This is a genomic window from Agrococcus phoenicis (genome assembly GCF_047302415.1).
Classification (GTDB): Bacteria; Actinomycetota; Actinomycetes; order Actinomycetales; family Microbacteriaceae; genus Agrococcus.
The window spans coordinates 407655-423850 of sequence record NZ_CP154854.1 but is presented as its reverse complement, the minus strand read 5'-3'; the positions used below and the strand labels follow the sequence as shown (position 1 = coordinate 423850).

Sequence of the window (16196 nt, the reverse complement as noted above, 5' to 3'; positions counted from 1 at the left end):
CGGGTGCGCGGCCCCGTCGCGCGCATAGGCTGGCGGCGTGGCAGCGCACACGCGACCGGCGCCCGGCGTCACCGCCCCGCGGGCGCAGAGCATCGAGATCTGGGCCGGTGTCGCCGTGCTCGCGATGTCGGTCGGCGTCGCCTCGCCCGTGCTGCTGGGGCTGATCCCGCCGCTCGTGCCCTACCCGGTGTGGGTGGCGGTGCTCGCGCTCTTCCTCGCGGCGCTGCTCTTCGCCTCGATGGCGCGCCCAGGGGCGCGGCGCTCAGCGGCCTATGCCGTGGCGATGCTCGCGTCGTGGGCGCTGGTGCTGACGCTGCCGACCGTGGGCTTCGTGCTCGTGCTGCTCGTCGTGGTCGCCGGGCTCGGCGCCTACGTGGCACCGCTCTGGGCGTCGCTGACCGTGGTGGCGCTCAACACGGTCGTCGTCGCGCTCACCACCGCACTGGTGCACGTCGACGCCGTCGAGACGGCGATCCAGACCGGCTTCTACCTCATGATCCAGCTCGCGACGCTGCTCAGCTCGATCGCGCTGCTGCAGGAGCGCGCCACCCGTCGCGAGCTCGCCGCGGCCCACGTGGCCCTGCGGGCGGCGACGCTCGAGCGGGCCGAGTCGGCGCGCACGGCCGAGCGCCTGCGGATCTCGCGCGACCTGCACGACGCCCTCGGCCACCAGCTCACGGTGCTGACCCTGCAGCTCGAGACCGCGAAGCACGTCGACCCGCCGGATGCGCGCCACCACGTCGAGCGCGCCGACGAGCTCGCGCGCACCCTGCTGCGCGACGTGCGCCAGACGGTGATGCAGCTGCGGCTCGAGGCGCCGGACCTCGAGCTCGCGCTGCGCGACATGACCGCCGAGCTGCCGGGGCTCGAGGTGACGATCGCCGTCGAGCCCGGGGTGGCGGTCGACGACGTGGAGCGCGCCGCGCTCCTGCGCGCCGCGCAGGAGGTGGTGACCAACACCATCCGCCATGCCGAGGCCACCGAGCTGCACCTGCGGGTGCACGCCGACGAGCTCGGCACGACCCTCACGGGTCGCGACAACGGGCAGGGCGTCGCGGTCGTCCGGCCCGGCAACGGTCTGCGGGGGCTGCGCGAGCGGTTCGAGGCGCTCGGCGGCGAGGTGGCGCTCGACGGCAGCGACGGATTCGTCGTCACCGCCAGGCTCGCGGGCGCCGCCGGGCAGGGCGGCGCGCAGGGCTCCGGCGCGCAGGCAGCCGGGGCGCGGGAGGGTGCGCCGTGATCCGCGTCGTGCTCGTCGACGACCAGACGCTCATCAGGCAGGGCATCGGGGGGCTGCTGGGCGTGGCCGGGATCGAGGTGGTCGGCGAGGCCGCGGATGGCCGCGAGGCGCTCGACGTGATCGCGGCGACGAGGCCCGACGTGGTGCTGCTGGACGTGCGGATGCCCGGGTTCGACGGGCTGTGGACGCTGGAGCGGATGCGGGAGGCCGGCGATGCGACACCGGTGCTCGTGCTGACGACCTTCGACGACGACGGCCAGGTGCTCGACGCGGTGCGCGCGGGGGCGCGCGGCTACCTGCTGAAGGACGTGACGCTCGAGCAGCTCTCGAGCGCCGTGCGCACCCTCGCCGACGGCGGCACGGCGATCGCGCCGGCGATGACCGACCGGCTGCTGCAGGCGATCCGGGCGACCCCCGGCGAGAGCGATCAGACCCCGGTGCAGCAGCTCACCGAGCGCGAGCTCGAGGTGCTGCGGCTGCTCGCGCAGGGCTCGCCGAACCGCGAGATCGCCGAGGCCCTGTTCCTCGCCGAGGGCACCGTGAAGAACCACGTCTCGGCGATCATCATGAAGCTCGGTGCGCGGGATCGCACGAGCGCCGTGCTGCGCGCGCTGCGCGACGGCGTGCTGCGCTGAGGCGACCCGCGCGAGCCGCCGGCACGCCAGGGCCGCGGGCGCCGGCGCGAGCGCTCACGCCGTCGAGCGCGCCGACCGGCGCATCCGAGCCCGCGCGAAGGCCGCAGCCGCGCCCGCGAGCGCGACGATGCCGGCCAGCACGAGCCACGTCTCCCCTCGCGCCGGACCGAGCGCGCCGAGGAGCAGCAGCAGCGGGATCGTGGCGCCACCAGCGGAGCCCGCCGCGATCAGCGCACCGATGACCCAGCGCGCACGCGCCCCCTCGATCGTCAGCCCGATGACGAGGGAGTAGACCGGTCCGATGCCGATCACCGCGAGCGCGACGGCCGCGGCGCCCACGACCGGGGCGGCCGTCACCGATGCAGCGGCGGTCGCCAGCGCTGCCGCGCTGCCACAGATGGCGACCGCGAGGCACGATGATGCGGAGGCACCGAGCCGCATGGCGGTCGACGCCGCGAACCTGCCGCTCGCGAGCAGCAGCCAGAACGCGGAGGTGCCGATCGCGGCCTGGGCGGGAGCAGCGCCGAGCACGAGGTACGGGATGACGGCGGAGCTGCCCGCGAGCATCGACTCCACGCCCACCGCGAGCGCCAGGGCGAGCGCGGCTGCGCCGAGCGGCAGCCACTGCCGCACGGGAGCCGGGACCGATCTCCCGTCGGGCGCCGCGACCGGCGACCGCTGCCGGACGCGCCCGCTCGCCGCGATCGCGGTCGCGAGCGCCGCGGCGGCGGCGAGCACCGCTGCAGCGCCGTAGGTCGTACCGGCGACCAGCTCTGCGCTCACGAAGGACACCGAGAGGGGCAGGGCGGCCGCCACGAGCGCCACGGTGCCGGTGAGGGCCGTCAGGCGTCGCGCCGTCGCTGCGCGATCGAGGTCTCGCACCAGCGCGGTCGCCGACGCCTCGACGAGGCCGAACCCGATCCCGACCACGGCAGCCAGCACGACCAGCGCCTCCGGCGCCTGGAGCAGCCAGAGGGCCACGAACGCGCACGCCTGCAGGGCGCCTCCGGCGATCACGACCTGCGTCGCGGGGCGCCGGGTGCAGATGCTCAGCACCACGCCCACCAGCACGCCGAGGAAGAGGGCAGGCACCGCGCCTGCCGCCGTCGACGCCGCCTCGGGAGCTCGGGCGATGACCGCAGGCAGCGTCGCCGGGATCGCGGCAGCGGATGCGCCGAGCGACCCGAAGACGAGGAACAGTGCCGCGACGCTGCCGCGCGGCGGGCCCGCGCCGGGCTCAGGCGCGCGCGCGGGCCGCATCGGGGGCATCCGCGAGCAGCTCCAGCACGTGCCGGTACGCCGCGCCGGTCGCGCGGGTCATGCCCAGCTCGCACGTGCGGTTGCACGAGGCATGGGCGTCGGCGGCGAGCCCGCGCACCTCGGCTGCCTCGGCCGCCGTCGCGGAGGCGGTGAGCTCGGGATGCAGCATGCCCCTGTCGCCCGCGAAGCCGCAGCAGCCCCAGGCATCCGGTACCCGCACGTCGACGGCGACGGCCTCTGCGACGGCCCGCAGGTCCTCGTCGATCCCGAGCTGGCGCGAGGAGCACGTGGGATGCAGGACGAGCCGAGGGATCGAGGGCTCCACCGCGAGCAGGGGGAGCATCTCCCGGGCGGCGAACGTGACGGCATCCTCCACCGGGATGCCCGCGCCCGCCAGCATGGACGCGAAGCCCTCCGTGCAGCTGCTCGCATCGCTGACGACCGCGAGCCCTCCTCCTGCGGCGGCCGCGATGCGCTCCACCGTGCGCTCTCGATTCGCCTCCGCCCCGGCTGCCAAGCCCTTCGACGACCACGGGGTGCCGCAGCAGGTCGCCTCCACGCCCTCCGGCACGACCATCGCGAGCCCGGTGCGCTCGAGCAGCCGCTCGAAGGCGCGCATGATGCCGCCCGTGCCGTCGGCGGCGCCGAACATGCTGTTGACGCACGCCGGCACGTAGATCCCGGCGACGCGGCCGCCGGGGGCGCCGACGGTGCGGCCGAGGCTGCGACGAGCGGGGCCGCCGCGGGGCAGCTCCGCCGAGTACCGCGGGACGACCTCGTGGCCGAGCAGGGCGCGAGCGCCGTCGGTCGCGGCGCGGACGAGCGGAGCGGGGACCCGGTCGGCGACCGAGAGCGCTGCCGATCCGGCGCGGGTGACGGGCCCCCACGCCGTCGCAGCAGCCGCCCAGCCGGCCGCCAGCAGCGGCTTCGCCGACTCCTCCCGCAGGCGCTTCACGAGCTGTCCGGTGTCGATCTGGACGGGGCACGCGGTGCCGCACATGCCGTCCACCGCGCACGTCTGCACGCCGGCGTAGCCGTAGTCGGCGTCGAGCTCGGCGGCCAGCTGCGCATCGCCGCGCAGTCGCGCCGACTCCGCGGCGCGCCGGACGACGATGCGCTGGCGCGGCGTGAGCGTCAGGTCGCGACTGGGGCAGACGGGCTCGCAGTACCCGCACTCCACGCAGCGGTCGACCTCCGCGTCGACGGTCGGCGGCAGCGCGATGTGGCGCAGGTGCGCGCCCGGCTCGGTCTCGAGCAGGACGCCGGGGTTCATGATCCCCGCCGGGTCGCAGAGCCGCTTGAGCTCCCGCATGACCTCGGTGAGCGCATCGCCGTACTGGCGCCGCACGTACGGCGCCATCGCGCGGCCCGTGCCGTGCTCGGCCTTGAGGTTGCCGCCGGCGTCGAGCACGAGGTCGACCATCGCCTCGGTGAAGGCGTCGAAGCGCGCCAGCGCCGCATCGCTGTCGAAGCGATCGGTGAGCATGAAGTGGACGTTGCCGTCCTTGGCGTGCCCGAAGATCACCGCGTCGCGATAGGCGTACCGCTCGAAGAGCGCCTGCAGCCCGGCGCAGGTGTCCGCCAGTGCCGCCGGCGGCACGACGACGTCTTCGAGGAGCGCGGTCGTGCCGCTCGGGCGAGCGCCCGCGACCGAGGCGTACAGGCCCTTGCGCAGCGCCCACGCCCTCGCCCGCTCCCCCGCGTCCGCGCCGAAGGTGGCGGGTGCGTGGAGCTGCGCGGCGGCGAGCGCGGCTGCCCCGGCCCCGCTCGCCGCGGCGAGCTCGTCGGCATCGGTCGACCGGTACTCGATCAGCAGCGCCGCCTGCTCGGCCGGCTCGAACCCGAGGATCTGCGCTGGCGCGCCCGGCAGCCGCTGCCCGACGGCGATGGAGGTCGAGTCCATGAGCTCGATCGTCGCCGCGCCGGATCCGACGAGCGCGGGCAGGATGCGCGTGGCGGCGTCGAGGGTCGGGAACACGGCCAGCGCCGTGCTCGCGAGCGGCAGCACCGGCACCGTGCGGAACGTCGCCTCCGCGACGAAGGCGAGCGTGCCCTCGGAGCCGATGACGAGGCGCTGCAGCAGCTCGGCAGGCGACTCCGCGTCGAGGAAGGCGTTGATCCCGTACCCCATCGTGTTCTTCAGCGAGAACTGGCGCCGGATCGTGGCGACCGAGGCCGGGTCGTCCCGCACCCGTCGTCGCAGGCGCTCGAGCCCCTCGACGAGCGCAGGCTCCGCCCGGCGCAGCCGCGCGCTCGCGTCGGCGTCGCCCGTGTCGATGATCGTCCCCGATGGCAGCACGATCACCATCGACTCGAGGGTGCGGTACGCGTTCTCGTCGATGCCGCAGGCCATGCCGCTCGAGTTGTTGGCGATGACGCCGCCGATCGTGCACGCCGTCTCGCTGGCCGGGTCGGGACCGAGGCGGTGACCGTGGCGCGCCAGCCGGGCGTTGACCTGCGCGACCGTCGCCCCCGACTGCGCACGCACCCTCCGCCCGTCGTCGAGCACGGTGATGCCCCGGAACCGCTGTCGGACGTCGACGAGGATCCCGTCGCCGGCTGCCTGACCGGACAGGCTCGTGCCGCCCGAGCGCAAGGTGATCCCCACGCCCGATCGCGACGCCGCGGCGAGCACGCGCGCGACCTCCTCCGCGGAGTCGGCGACCACGACGGCGGTCGGGGTCAGGAGGTAGTGCGAGGCGTCGGCGGCGTAGGCCGCCACGTCGATGGCGCGCGTGCGCATCCGGCTCGGCTCCGCGACGGCGTCCGAGACAGCCCGCGGCACGCCCGGCCGGAGGATCGATGCTGGCATGGTGCTCCTCGTCGTTCGGTCAGGAGGGAGGGAGGGCCACGAGCGCGCTCCGCGCCCTCACGCCCGCTCGGCCGCCGCGCTCGGGCGACGCTGCTGCAGGGCCGCGGCCGCGGCCTCGTCGACGACGACCGTGACGTCGGGATGCCGCTGCAGCGCGGAGGCTGGGACGTCGGTCGTCACCGGTCCCTCCACCGCCGCCGCGATGGCTGCCGCCTTCGAGGCCCCGAAGGCGAGCAGGATGATGCTGCGCGCCTCGAGGATCGTGCCGATCCCCTGGGTGATGCAGGATCGCGGGACCTCGTCGAGCGATCGGAAGAAGCGCGCGTTGTCGCGGCGCGTCTGCTCCGAGAGCCGCGCGATGCGGGTGCGCGAGCTCGCCGCGGAGCCCGGTTCGTTGAACGCGATGTGGCCGTTGCGGCCGATGCCCAGCACCTGGATGTCGACGCCCCCCGCCTCGGCGATCGCCCGCTCGTAGCGCTGCGGCGCACCCTCGTCGCGCCCGTCGTCGCCGGGCGTCCGCACGAGCCGCGGGTCGAGGCCGAGCGGCCGGGTGATCTCGCGCTCGACGACCGCCGCGTAGCGCTCGGGATGGTCGGCCGGGATGTCCAGGTACTCGTCGAGCGCGAAGGCCCGCACCCTCGACAGGTCGAGGTCGCGCTCGACGAGCGCCGACCAGACGGGCTCCGGCGTGGAGCCCGTCGCGACCCCCAGCACGAGATCGGGCCGCTGCGCCACGGCGGCGGCGATGCGCTCGGCCGCGAGGCTCCCGCCCGCGCGCCGATCCCGGACGACGTGGAGCGCGAGCGTGCGCGTCATCGGTCCGTCGCCAGCGTCGCGCCGGGGATGGCGGCGATCAGCTCGCGCGTGTAGGGCTCGGCCGGTGCGGAGAAGAGCTGCTGCGGGGTGCCCGACTCCACGATCCGGCCGCGCTGCATGACGTGCACCTCGTGGGCGATCATGTTGACCACCGCCAGGTCGTGGCTGATGAAGAGGTAGCTCAGCCCGAGCTCCTGCTGCAGGCGCACGAGCAGGTCGAGGATCTGCGCCTGCACGAGCACGTCGAGCGCGGAGACCGCCTCGTCGAGCACCACCAGCTGCGGCTCGAGCGCCAGGGCGCGCGCGATCGCCACGCGCTGGCGCTGGCCGCCGGAGAGCTCGTGCGGCAGTCGCTCGGCAGCATCCGCGGGCAGCGCCACCTGGTGCAGCAGCTCGTGCACCCGCTCGGTGCGCGACCGGCGGTCTCCCACGCGGTGCACCCGCAGCGGCTCGACGATCGAGGCTGCCACCGTGTACCGGGGGTCGAGCGACGCGAAGGGGTTCTGGAACACCGGCTGCACGCGGCGCCGCATCGCGAGCAGCGCCCGGCGCGAGAGCCCGGCGAGCTCCTGCCCCTCGATGCTGATGCTGCCCTCGCTCGGATCCTCGAGACCGAGCAGCATCTTCGCGGTCGTCGACTTCCCGGAGCCCGACTCGCCGACGATGGCGACCGTCTGCCCGCGCGGGACGCTGAACGAGACATCCCTGGCCGCCCAGAAGTCCGTGCCTCGCGCTGCCCCGCGCATCCGGTAGCTGCGGCCGACCCCGGCCATCACGGCGATGGGCTCCGGCCGCTCGGCAGTGCCGGCGGGCGCGACCAGCGTCGTCGTGCTGAGGCTCGGAGCCGCGGAGACCAGGCGCTGGGTGTACTCGTGCTGGGGCCGCTCGAGGATCTCGCGGGCGGGGCCGGCCTCGACGAGCTCGCCGCGGAGCATCACGAGCACCCGGTCGGCGCGCTCGGCCGCGAGGGCCAGGTCGTGCGTGATCAGGAGCACCGCGGTCCCGGATCGTGCGGTCAGGTCCCCGAGCGTGTCGAGGATCCTCCGCTGCACGGTCACGTCGAGCGCGCTGGTCGGCTCATCGGCGATGAGCAGTCGGGGCTCGCACGCCAATCCCATGGCGATGAGGGCGCGCTGCCGCATCCCTCCGGAGAACTCGTGCGGGTACTGGTCGTACCGCTGGGCCGGCTCCGGGATGCCGACCATCTCCAGCAGCTCCAGCGTGCGGGCGCGGCCACCATCGGCGCCGCCCCGGCCGTGCACCTGGAGCGCCTCCGAGATCTGCGCCCCGACGGTGTGCACGGGGTTCAGGTTCGACATCGGATCCTGGGGCACCAGCCCGATGCCCGCCCCGCGCAGCCCGCGCATGGTGCGCTCGGGTGCCGTCGAGAGCTCCGTGCCCTCGAAGCGGATGCTGCCGCCGGCGATCCTGCCGTTGTCGGCGAGCAGGCGGTTGATCGAGGAGGCGATCGTCGACTTGCCCGAGCCCGACTCGCCGACCACCGCGACGGTCTCGCCCGCGGCGATCTCGAAGCTGACGCCGCGGACGGCCTCGAAGGAGCCGTTGGGGGTGCGGAACGCGACGCGCAGGTCGCGCACCGAGAGCAGGGGGGTCGTCACGGTCGTCCTCCGGTGGTGGGGTGCAAGATGGTGTCGGCCTCGCCGAGGGCCGTGCGCCAGAGGCGCTCCACGTCGACGAGGCGATCGCTGGTCGGCGCGGGTCTGCCGTGCAGCCTGTTGCTCAGCAGTGCGATGCGCAGCGCGGGCTCGCCCGCGCTCGCCGGGGCGGCGCCGACGAAGGCGCCGGTGAAGCCGGGGTGGCCGAGCACGGTCCGCTCGCGCCCGCGCCAGGAGACGCGGAAGAGGCGCACGCCCTGGCCCTGCCCGGGATCGAGCGCGACCCGGAGCCCGCGAGCGTGCTGCGGGTCGATCCCGGCGGCGGCGGGGTCGGCGAGCGCCGCAGCGACCCGCAGCAGCCCCTCCACGTCGCCGAACCAGCCGGCGTGGCCCGCGGCGCCCCGGAAGGCGTGGAAGGCGTTGCCGTCGGCGATCGATCGCCGCACGGGTCCCGCGCGCCAGTCGAACGCCGCGTCGTCCACGTCGACCGGGTAGGGCACGCCCGTGCGCACCATCGTGCGCTCGATCGCGTCGCCGTCCGGTCCTGTCAGCGTCGGTGCGCCCGCGGCGGGGGCACCTGCGGTGATGCTGGAGGCAGCCAGCGGAGCGAGCACCAGCTCGCCGACCGCTCGAGCCAAGGGCATGGCAGCGACGCGCTCGACGACCGCCCCCAGCGCCTGCATCCCGAGATCCGAGTAGCGGCGCTCGGTGCCCCTCGGAGCGATGGGCGAGAGGCTGAGCGCTGCACCCACGGGATCCTCGGCCGCCGCCGGCTCGAGGTAGAGCGGCCACCACGGGCGCATCCCGCTGCGATGGCGCAGCAGGTCGTCGACGCTCGCGTCGCGGTGGGCGCCGGCGCGATCGCCGAGGACCTCGCCGAGCGTGGCCTCCATGGTGAGCTGGCCGCGGCTCGCGAGCGCCTGCACCGCGAGGGTCGTCAGCACCTTGCTGACGGAGGCCAGGTCCTGGGCGTGCGCGACGCTCGCGGCCTCGCCCCGGAGGAGGTCGGCGGTGCCGGCTGCGGCAACGTGGACGTCGTCGCCCTCGGCGACGGCGAGCACGGCCGCGGGCGGCATCGCGGGGCCGTCGGAGCTCGAGCGCACGAGCGCCTCCGCTGCCGGCTGCAGCAGCGCGCCGCTCATGCCGCGACCCCGACGACGCCGAGGCCCGCAGCGTCTGCGAGCACGAGCGAGTCCTCGAGGGCACGGGCGCCGCCCTCGACCGGTGAGCGCCCGAGCCAGTGCGCTGCGTCGAGGTCGTGGACGGCTGCCGGCAGCGTGGCGGCGACATGGGCGGCCGCCGTCACGCCGACGATCGACTCGAGCATGCATCCGATGATCACGCCGACCTCGTGCTGCGCGGCGAGGGCGACGAGCTCCCGGGCCGCGGAGACCCCGCCGCACTTCGCGAGCTTGACGTTGACGGCGTCGGCGGCCCCGCACCGGATCACCTCCCGCAGGTCGCGCGCGCTCCAGACCGACTCGTCGGCGAGGATCGTGGTGTCGACGGCCGCGCGCACGCGGGCGAGCGCCGGCAGGTCATCGGCGGGCGTCGGCTGCTCGACGAGCTCGACCTGCAGCCCGTCGTCCTCCCACCCGCGAAGCAGTCGGATCGCAGCATCGGCGCTCCATCCCTGGTTCGCGTCGACGCGCAGCGTCGTCGTCGCCGCGGGCCCTGCGCGCAGCGCGCGCACCACGCGGTCGTCGTGCGCCGGATCGGTGCCGAGCTTCACCTTCACGGTGCTGAACCCCTGCGCGAGGTGCGCGGCGGCGTCGGCCAGCACCTCGTCGACGGAGCCGACGGCGATCGTCATGTCGGTGCGCACCGAGGTCGCCGAGCCGGTCGCGAGCACCTCGCACAGCGGCAGCCCCAGCCGCTGGGCGCGCAGATCCCACAGCGCCGCGTCGAGCGCCGCTCGCGCGGCGGGGTTGCGAGCCACGGCGCGCTCGATCGCCCTCCCCCACACCGGCGGCTCGTCGATCGGCAGGCCGATCACCGCATCCCGCAGCGGCCCCTCGAGCACCGCGGTCGCGCCGGCGGGCCCCTCCCCGGTCACCCGCCAGCTCATCGCCACCTCGCCCCAGCCGCTCCGGCCATCCTCGTCGACGGCCTCGACCAGCAGCACCTCGAGCGCATCGGTCGAGCGCACCGCGGTCGTGAAGGCGCGCCGGAGCGGCACCTCCGCGCGGTGCAGCCGCAGCTCGCTGACGCGCGTCACCCTCAGGCCCCCGTGACGAAGCGCACCGCGCTCGGGGCGTGCCGGGGCTCGGGCATGCGCAGCGGCCCGGAGCCCGGGGTGAGCGCGCCGAGGATCCGGGCCCCCTGCGCGCCGGTGGCGCTCGGCACGGTCGCCGGCACCCCGTGCCACGACAGCCAGCCGAGCATCGCCATGAGCACTGCTTCCTTCTCGTCCGCCCCGACGCCGAGCGCCTCCGTCGTCCGCACGGGCACGCCCTCCATGGCGTCGGCGAGGCCGCGCAGGAGCACCGGGTTGCGCGCGCCGCCGCCCGAGACGAACACCTCCGTCGCGCCCGCTCCGGTCAGCGCCTCGGCGACGGTGCGGACGGTGAGCGCCGCGAGCGTCGCCAACAGGTCCTCGGTGCCGATCGCGGCGCCGTGTGCGACGATCGCGCGCTGCAGGTAGTCGAGGTGGAAGAGCTCCTTGCCCGTGCTCTTCGGTGGCCGCAGCGCGTAGTACGGGTCGCGCAGGAGCCGCTCGAGCAGCGCCTCGTCGACCGAGCCCGCTGCCGCGAGCGCGCCATCCTCGTCGTAGCCGCGCGGATGCGCGTCGCGCGCCACCACCACCGCGTCCATGAGCGCGTTGGCCGGGCCGATGTCCCACGCGAGGGTCGGACCGTCCGCATCGACGACGGTGGCGTTGGAGATGCCCCCGAGGTTCAGCGCGGCCGGGCGGCCCGGCCGCCCCGCCAGCAGCAGCGCGTCGAGGGTGGAGGCGAGCGGCGCCCCTTGGCCTCCTGCCGCGACGTCGCGCGCTCGGACGTCGGCGAGCACGGGCGCTCCGGTGCGCTCGGCGATCCACGCGGGCTGGCCGATCTGCAGCGTGCCGAGCACCGAGGCGCCCTCCGCCCAGTGGAAGACGGTCTGCCCGTGCGAGACGATGAGGTCGACCGCTCCGGCCGCCTCGATCGCCGCCACAGCGGCGTCGGCGAACGCGTGGCCGATGTGCGTGTCCAGCCGCGCGACCTCCGCCAGGTCGCACGGCTGCGGCGGCAGCGCCGCGAGCAGGCGCTCGCGCAGCCGCGGGGCGTAGGGCGTCGAGTCGGCGTGCAGCACACGGGCCTCGAGCGCCGATCCGGCGCCGGTGAAGTCGACCACCGCCGCGTCGATGCCGTCGTGGGAGGTGCCGGAGATGAGTCCGAGGATGCGCATCAGTGCTCCTCCTCCAGCACGGCGCGCAGGCGCCCGTCTGCGGCGACGAGCGCCCGGCGCGCGGTCGCGACGTCCATCCCTCGACCGATCATCGCCGCCGCCACCTTGACGCTGTAGCCGGAGCCCTCGAGCGCGTCGAGGGCGAGCTGCCTGCTCGCGCCGGTGATGGTGCGGACGATGCGCACCGCTCGCTCCCGCAGCTTGTCGTTCGAGGCGTGCACGTCGACCATGAGGTTGCCGTAGGTCTTGCCGAGCCGCACCATCACGATCGTGCTGAACATGTTGAGCACCATCTTCTGCGCGCTCCCGGCCTTGAGCCTCGTGGAGCCGCTGATGAACTCCGGCCCGACGACGACCTCGATGCCGTGCTCGGCGACCGCGCTCAGCTGCGTGCCGGGGTTGCAGGAGAGCCCGATGCCGAGCGCCCCTCGTGCCCGTGCCTGCCGCACCGCGCCAATGACGAACGGCGTGCGGCCGCTCGAGGCGATGCCGATCACGGTGTCGAGCGGCCCGACGGCTGCCGACTCGATCGCCGCGGCACCCGCCTCGGCATCGTCCTCGGCGCCCTCGACCGCGTCCACGAGCGCTGCGGGCCCCCCGGCCATGATCGCGAAGACCTGCTCCGGTGGCGAGGAGAACGTGGGCGGGCACTCGGAGGCGTCGAGCACGCCGATCCTGCCCGGCGTGCCGGCGCCGACGTAGATCAGCCGACCCCCGGCCTGCATGCGCTCCGCCGCTGCTTCGAGCGCAGGGATGATCTGCGGCAGCGCCGCGCGCACCGCTGCCGGCACGTCGTGGTCGGTCTCGTTCATCAGCGTCGCGAGCTCCGCGATGTCGAGGCGGTCGATCGCGGCGAACCGCGGATCGGCCGACTCCGTCGTGAGGGTGTCGAGCTCCGAGGTGTGTCGAGCGGTCACCGTGCGCGCCTTCCGGTCGGGTCGAGCGCGTCGCGGAGACCGTCGCCCAGGAGGTTGAGCCCGACGACGAGCATGATCAGCACGCCGCCCGGTGCGAGCAGCGTCCACGGCGCCACCGTGACGAGCGTGCGCGCGTCGAAGATCATGGAGCCGAGCGATGCTGCCGGCGGCGGAGTCCCCAGCCCGAGGAAGCTGAGCGACGCCTCGGTGAGCACACCCCAGGAGAGGGACAGCGTGATCTGCACGATGAGGATGCCGGTGATGTTCGGCAGCACGTGCCGGAGCATGATGCTCGCGGCGTGCATCCCCGTGGCGCGCGCGGCCAGCACGTAGTCGGCCTCGCGGAGGCTCAGCACGGGCCCTCGCGTGACGCGGACGAAGATGGGCGTGTAGACGACGGCGATGGCGATCGCCACGGTGAACCAGGTGCGCTGCAGCACCGACGCGAGCGTGAGCGCGAGCAGGAGCGGCGGGAACGCGAAGAGCACGTTCGTGACCCCGCCGATCGCGAGGTCGGTCGCGCCGCGGACGAAGCCCGCCACCACACCGGCGAGGGTGCCGACGATCGCCGCGACGGCGACCGCGACGATCGCGACCAGGGCGGAGTTGGCCACCCCGGAGGCGACGCGGGCGAAGATGTCGCGGCCGAACTGATCGGTGCCGAACCAGTGCACGGCGTTCGGGGCCTGGAGCCGCGCAGCGGTGTCCTGCGCCGCGGGCCCGAAGGCGAGCGCGCCGGCCTGCGAGAGGATCGCGAGCACGAGCAGCGCGAGCACGAACGCGGTGCCGGTGGCGCCGCTCGGGCTGCGCAGCAGCCGCAGCGCGGTGTCGCTCCACGCTCTGGCGGGTGTCGCGCGGACGGCGGTGGTCGTTGCGCTCATGCGGCACGCACCCTCGGGTCGATCCGACGGTAGAGCAGGTCCGTCAGCAGGTTGACGATCACGAACATCACCGCGATCACGAGCACGGTGCTCTGCACGACCGCGTACTCGAACTGGTTGATGCCGAGGAGCACCTGGCGGCCGACGCCCGGCAGGGAGAAGATCTGCTCCACCACGACCGCTCCGCCGAGGAGGTAGCCGAACTGGAGCCCGGTCATCGTGACGATCGGCACGAGGGCGTTGCGCAGCACGTGCCGCCACTGCAGCCGTCGCGGCGGCACGCCCTTGGCCCGCGCCGTGCGGATGAAGTCCAAGCCCCGCACCTCCAGCACGGCGGTGCGCGTGGTGCGCATGATCGGCGCGGCGATGCCGAAGCCGAGCACGAGCGCGGGCAGCGCCATCTGCTGCAGGTTCAGGAGGGGGTCGTCGATGAGCGTCGCGTAGCCGAGGCCGTTGGGGTTGAAGCCGAAGCCCGAGGCGGCGACGGCGAGCAGCGTCGTCGCGAGTAGGAACGCGGGCACGCCGAGCCCGGCGAGGCCGAGCCCCTGCCCGAACCAGTCGCGCAGGGCGTTGGGCTTGGAGGCGGCCAGCATGCCCACCGGCACGCCGATCAGGATGGCGACGATGATCGCGAGCACCGCCAGCTCGAGCGTGACGGGCAGTGCCGCGGCGGTCATCTCCAGCACGCTCTGCTGCGACCGCGCGGAGTAGCCGAGGTTGCCGGTGAGCACGGCGCCGATCCAGGTGAAGAACTGCACGATGAGGGGCTGGTCGAGGCCGTAGTAGGCCTCGAGCGCCTCGCGCTGCTCGGGGCTGAGCGCGGCGGCCTCCGTGCCGAACGCGGCGGTGATCTGGTCCCCGGGCAGGGCCCGGAGCATGAAGAAGACGGCGATCGCCACGCCGAGCAGCGTGAGGAGGGCGCTGCCGAGCCGGCGCAGGCCCGTGGATGTGCGGATGCGTTGGATCATGGTGCTCCGTCGGTGCGGCCGGGGCTCGCGCCCCGGCCGCAGTCGGTCAGTCGAGGGTGACGTCGCGCAGGTGCTGCAGCGAGCCGTTCGGCATGGGGACGAATCCCGTCACGCCCTCGGCGGTGGCGGTGTAGTTGAAGCTCGTGAAGAGCCACACCCAGGCGGCCTGCTCCTCGAGCTCGGCGGAGACCTCGGCGTAGATCGACTCGCGCTCCGCCTGGTCGCTCGTCGCGCGGCCCTGCTCGAACAGCGCGTCGAGCGTGTCGGAGCTGTAGCCCGCGACGGCGTTGAGGTTGCCGGTGCTGGTGAAGTAGCGGGCGTACGCGGCGTCGGGGTCGGGCTGGCCGCCGTTGAGCGCCACGGCGAGCTGGAAGTCTCCGGCGACCCAGCGGTCGACGTAGGCGCCCGACTCCAGCACGTCCAGCTCGAGCGTGATGCCCACCTCGGCCAGCTGCGCCTGGATGTTCTCCGCCTCGGCGACCGCGGTGGAGTACCCGCCCTGCATCACGATGGCGCGCAGGGTCAGGCCGTCGCTGACGCCCGCGGCCTCCAGGTACTCCGCGACGGCGTCAGGGTCTGCCTCCGGGCACGGCCGCGCGCTGGGATCCGATCGGAACGCGGGCGACGTGATGGGGCCCGTGACCTCGCCCGCGCCGAGCGCCGCGGTGTCGAGCACCTCCTGGCGGTCGATCGCGCAGGCGATCGCGAGCCGCACGTTGACGTCGGCGAGCGCCTCGTCGCGCGCGTTCATCTGCAGTGCGTGGTAGCTGAGCTGCGGCGTCTCCGTCACCTCGACCGTGCCGCCGATCGTGTCGGCGACGAGCGCGTCGTCGAAGACCGCCATCTGCACGTTGCCGGACTGCAGCGCCGAGACGATCGCGGCCTGGTCGGGGATGACCCGGAACTCGATGCCGGCGATGGCCGGCGCTCCGCCCCAGTAGTCCTCGTTCGCGCTGAGCATGACGGCCTCGTTGGCACGGCGCTCGTCGAACACGAAGGCCCCGGTCCCCACGGGCGCTGCCTCCAGCGCCGCCATGTCCGCGTCCGAGGGCAGGATCGCCGTGGTGACGGGGGCGAGCTTCGAGGGCAGCGCGGCGTCAGGTGCCGAGAGCGTCAGCGTCACGGTGCGCTCGTCCGTCGCCTCGATCGCGGTGACGCTGGAGAGGTTGGTGGCGGACACCGCGGCGTTGTCGGGATCCTGGATCGCCTCGTAGGAGGCGACGACGTCCTCGGCGTCGAAGGCCGATCCGTCGGAGAAGACGACGTCGTCGCGCAGCGCGAAGACGACGGACAGGCCGTCCTCCGCGACCTCCCACGACTCCGCGAGGCCGGGGACCACGTTCAGCTCTGCGTCGAGCTCTGTCAGCGTGCCGTACACGTTCTGCAGGACGTTGATGGCCTGGAACTGCGTCGCCGTCCAGGGCAGCAGCGTGTCGACGTCGGTCGTCACGCCGACGACGAGGGATGCGCCGGCAGCGGCGTCGTCGCCGTCCGCGGCCTGGTCCGGTGCGCTCGTCGAGCAGCCGGCGAGCACGATCGCGCTGGCTGCGGCGAGCGCGAGGGATCCGGCGGCCGGGCGCCGGGATCGCGGGGTGGTGGTCATGGGTGCCTCCGAGGTCGAACGGGTTCCTGGTCGGGCACCGAGGTGCCGCGACGGTGCG

Annotated in this window: 13 protein-coding genes; 2 read left to right on the top strand and 11 right to left on the bottom strand. The window is 74.5% G+C overall.

Annotated elements, in window-relative coordinates; genetic code table 11:
• Positions 1-37 precede the first annotated feature (37 nt).
• Positions 38-1240: a sensor histidine kinase gene (locus tag AA0Z99_RS02070; RefSeq protein ID WP_413318995.1), complete on the top strand. Its 1203-nt coding sequence runs from the start codon at positions 38-40 to the stop codon at positions 1238-1240.
• Positions 1237-1875 (top strand): response regulator, encoded by a 639-nt coding sequence (locus AA0Z99_RS02065; protein WP_413318993.1) that lies wholly within the window; start codon positions 1237-1239, stop codon positions 1873-1875. The genes AA0Z99_RS02070 and AA0Z99_RS02065 overlap by 4 nt, the downstream gene beginning before the upstream one ends.
• A gap of 54 nt (positions 1876-1929) precedes the next feature.
• Here the strand turns inward: AA0Z99_RS02065 and AA0Z99_RS02060 are convergent, their stop codons facing one another.
• Genes AA0Z99_RS02060 through AA0Z99_RS02010 form a run of 11 tightly spaced genes read right to left on the bottom strand, consistent with a single transcriptional unit; the run spans position 1930 to position 16138 of the window.
• Positions 1930-3135: a hypothetical protein gene (locus AA0Z99_RS02060; protein ID WP_413318991.1), complete on the bottom strand. Its 1206-nt coding sequence runs from the start codon at positions 3133-3135 to the stop codon at positions 1930-1932.
• Positions 3113-5947, bottom strand: a complete 2835-nt coding sequence (locus AA0Z99_RS02055; RefSeq protein WP_413318989.1) for an FAD-binding and (Fe-S)-binding domain-containing protein — start codon at positions 5945-5947, stop codon at positions 3113-3115. Before AA0Z99_RS02055 ends, AA0Z99_RS02060 begins: the two co-directional genes overlap by 23 nt.
• Before the next feature lie 57 nt (positions 5948-6004).
• Complete coding sequence (locus tag AA0Z99_RS02050; RefSeq protein WP_413318987.1) at positions 6005-6763, bottom strand: glucosamine-6-phosphate deaminase; 759 nt, start codon at positions 6761-6763, stop codon at positions 6005-6007.
• Positions 6760-8382 carry an ABC transporter ATP-binding protein gene (locus tag AA0Z99_RS02045; protein WP_413318985.1) on the bottom strand — a complete coding sequence of 541 codons (1623 nt, stop codon included), beginning with the start codon at positions 8380-8382 and terminating at the stop codon, positions 6760-6762. The genes AA0Z99_RS02050 and AA0Z99_RS02045 overlap by 4 nt, the downstream gene beginning before the upstream one ends.
• Positions 8379-9521, bottom strand: coding sequence for a serine hydrolase domain-containing protein (locus tag AA0Z99_RS02040; protein WP_413318983.1), 1143 nt, complete (start codon positions 9519-9521; stop codon positions 8379-8381). Before AA0Z99_RS02040 ends, AA0Z99_RS02045 begins: the two co-directional genes overlap by 4 nt.
• On the bottom strand, positions 9518-10597 hold the full coding sequence (locus AA0Z99_RS02035; protein ID WP_413318981.1) for a dipeptide epimerase: 1080 nt from the start codon (positions 10595-10597) through the stop codon (positions 9518-9520). Before AA0Z99_RS02035 ends, AA0Z99_RS02040 begins: the two co-directional genes overlap by 4 nt.
• 2 nt (positions 10598-10599) lie before the next feature.
• On the bottom strand, positions 10600-11769 hold the full coding sequence (locus tag AA0Z99_RS02030) for an anhydro-N-acetylmuramic acid kinase (protein ID WP_413318980.1): 1170 nt from the start codon (positions 11767-11769) through the stop codon (positions 10600-10602).
• The gene (gene murQ / locus AA0Z99_RS02025; protein WP_413318978.1) at positions 11769-12686 is read right to left on the bottom strand and encodes an N-acetylmuramic acid 6-phosphate etherase; all 918 of its coding nucleotides are present in this window, start codon (positions 12684-12686) and stop codon (positions 11769-11771) included. Before murQ ends, AA0Z99_RS02030 begins: the two co-directional genes overlap by 1 nt.
• Positions 12683-13567, bottom strand: a complete 885-nt coding sequence (locus AA0Z99_RS02020) for an ABC transporter permease (protein ID WP_413318976.1) — start codon at positions 13565-13567, stop codon at positions 12683-12685. The genes murQ and AA0Z99_RS02020 overlap by 4 nt, the downstream gene beginning before the upstream one ends.
• Entirely contained in the window at positions 13564-14535 is a 972-nt protein-coding gene (locus AA0Z99_RS02015; RefSeq protein ID WP_413318974.1) for an ABC transporter permease, read from the bottom strand. Before AA0Z99_RS02015 ends, AA0Z99_RS02020 begins: the two co-directional genes overlap by 4 nt.
• Before the next feature lie 46 nt (positions 14536-14581).
• Positions 14582-16138: an ABC transporter substrate-binding protein gene (locus AA0Z99_RS02010; protein WP_413318972.1), complete on the bottom strand. Its 1557-nt coding sequence runs from the start codon at positions 16136-16138 to the stop codon at positions 14582-14584.
• Positions 16139-16196: the final 58 nt, after the last annotated feature.

What these genes read in the sequence shown, in the direction of transcription:
- AA0Z99_RS02060 (WP_413318991.1), bottom strand. Translation starts at nt 3,135, where the DNA reads ATGCGGCCCGCGCGCGCGCCTGAGCCCGGCGCGGGCCCGCCGCGCGGC.
- AA0Z99_RS02055 (WP_413318989.1), bottom strand. Translation starts at nt 5,947, where the DNA reads ATGCCAGCATCGATCCTCCGGCCGGGCGTGCCGCGGGCTGTCTCGGAC.
- AA0Z99_RS02050 (WP_413318987.1), bottom strand. Translation starts at nt 6,763, where the DNA reads ATGACGCGCACGCTCGCGCTCCACGTCGTCCGGGATCGGCGCGCGGGC.
- AA0Z99_RS02040 (WP_413318983.1), bottom strand. Translation starts at nt 9,521, where the DNA reads ATGAGCGGCGCGCTGCTGCAGCCGGCAGCGGAGGCGCTCGTGCGCTCG.
- AA0Z99_RS02030 (WP_413318980.1), bottom strand. Translation starts at nt 11,769, where the DNA reads ATGCGCATCCTCGGACTCATCTCCGGCACCTCCCACGACGGCATCGAC.
- AA0Z99_RS02020 (WP_413318976.1), bottom strand. Translation starts at nt 13,567, where the DNA reads ATGAGCGCAACGACCACCGCCGTCCGCGCGACACCCGCCAGAGCGTGG.
- AA0Z99_RS02015 (WP_413318974.1), bottom strand. Translation starts at nt 14,535, where the DNA reads ATGATCCAACGCATCCGCACATCCACGGGCCTGCGCCGGCTCGGCAGC.
- AA0Z99_RS02010 (WP_413318972.1), bottom strand. Translation starts at nt 16,138, where the DNA reads ATGACCACCACCCCGCGATCCCGGCGCCCGGCCGCCGGATCCCTCGCG.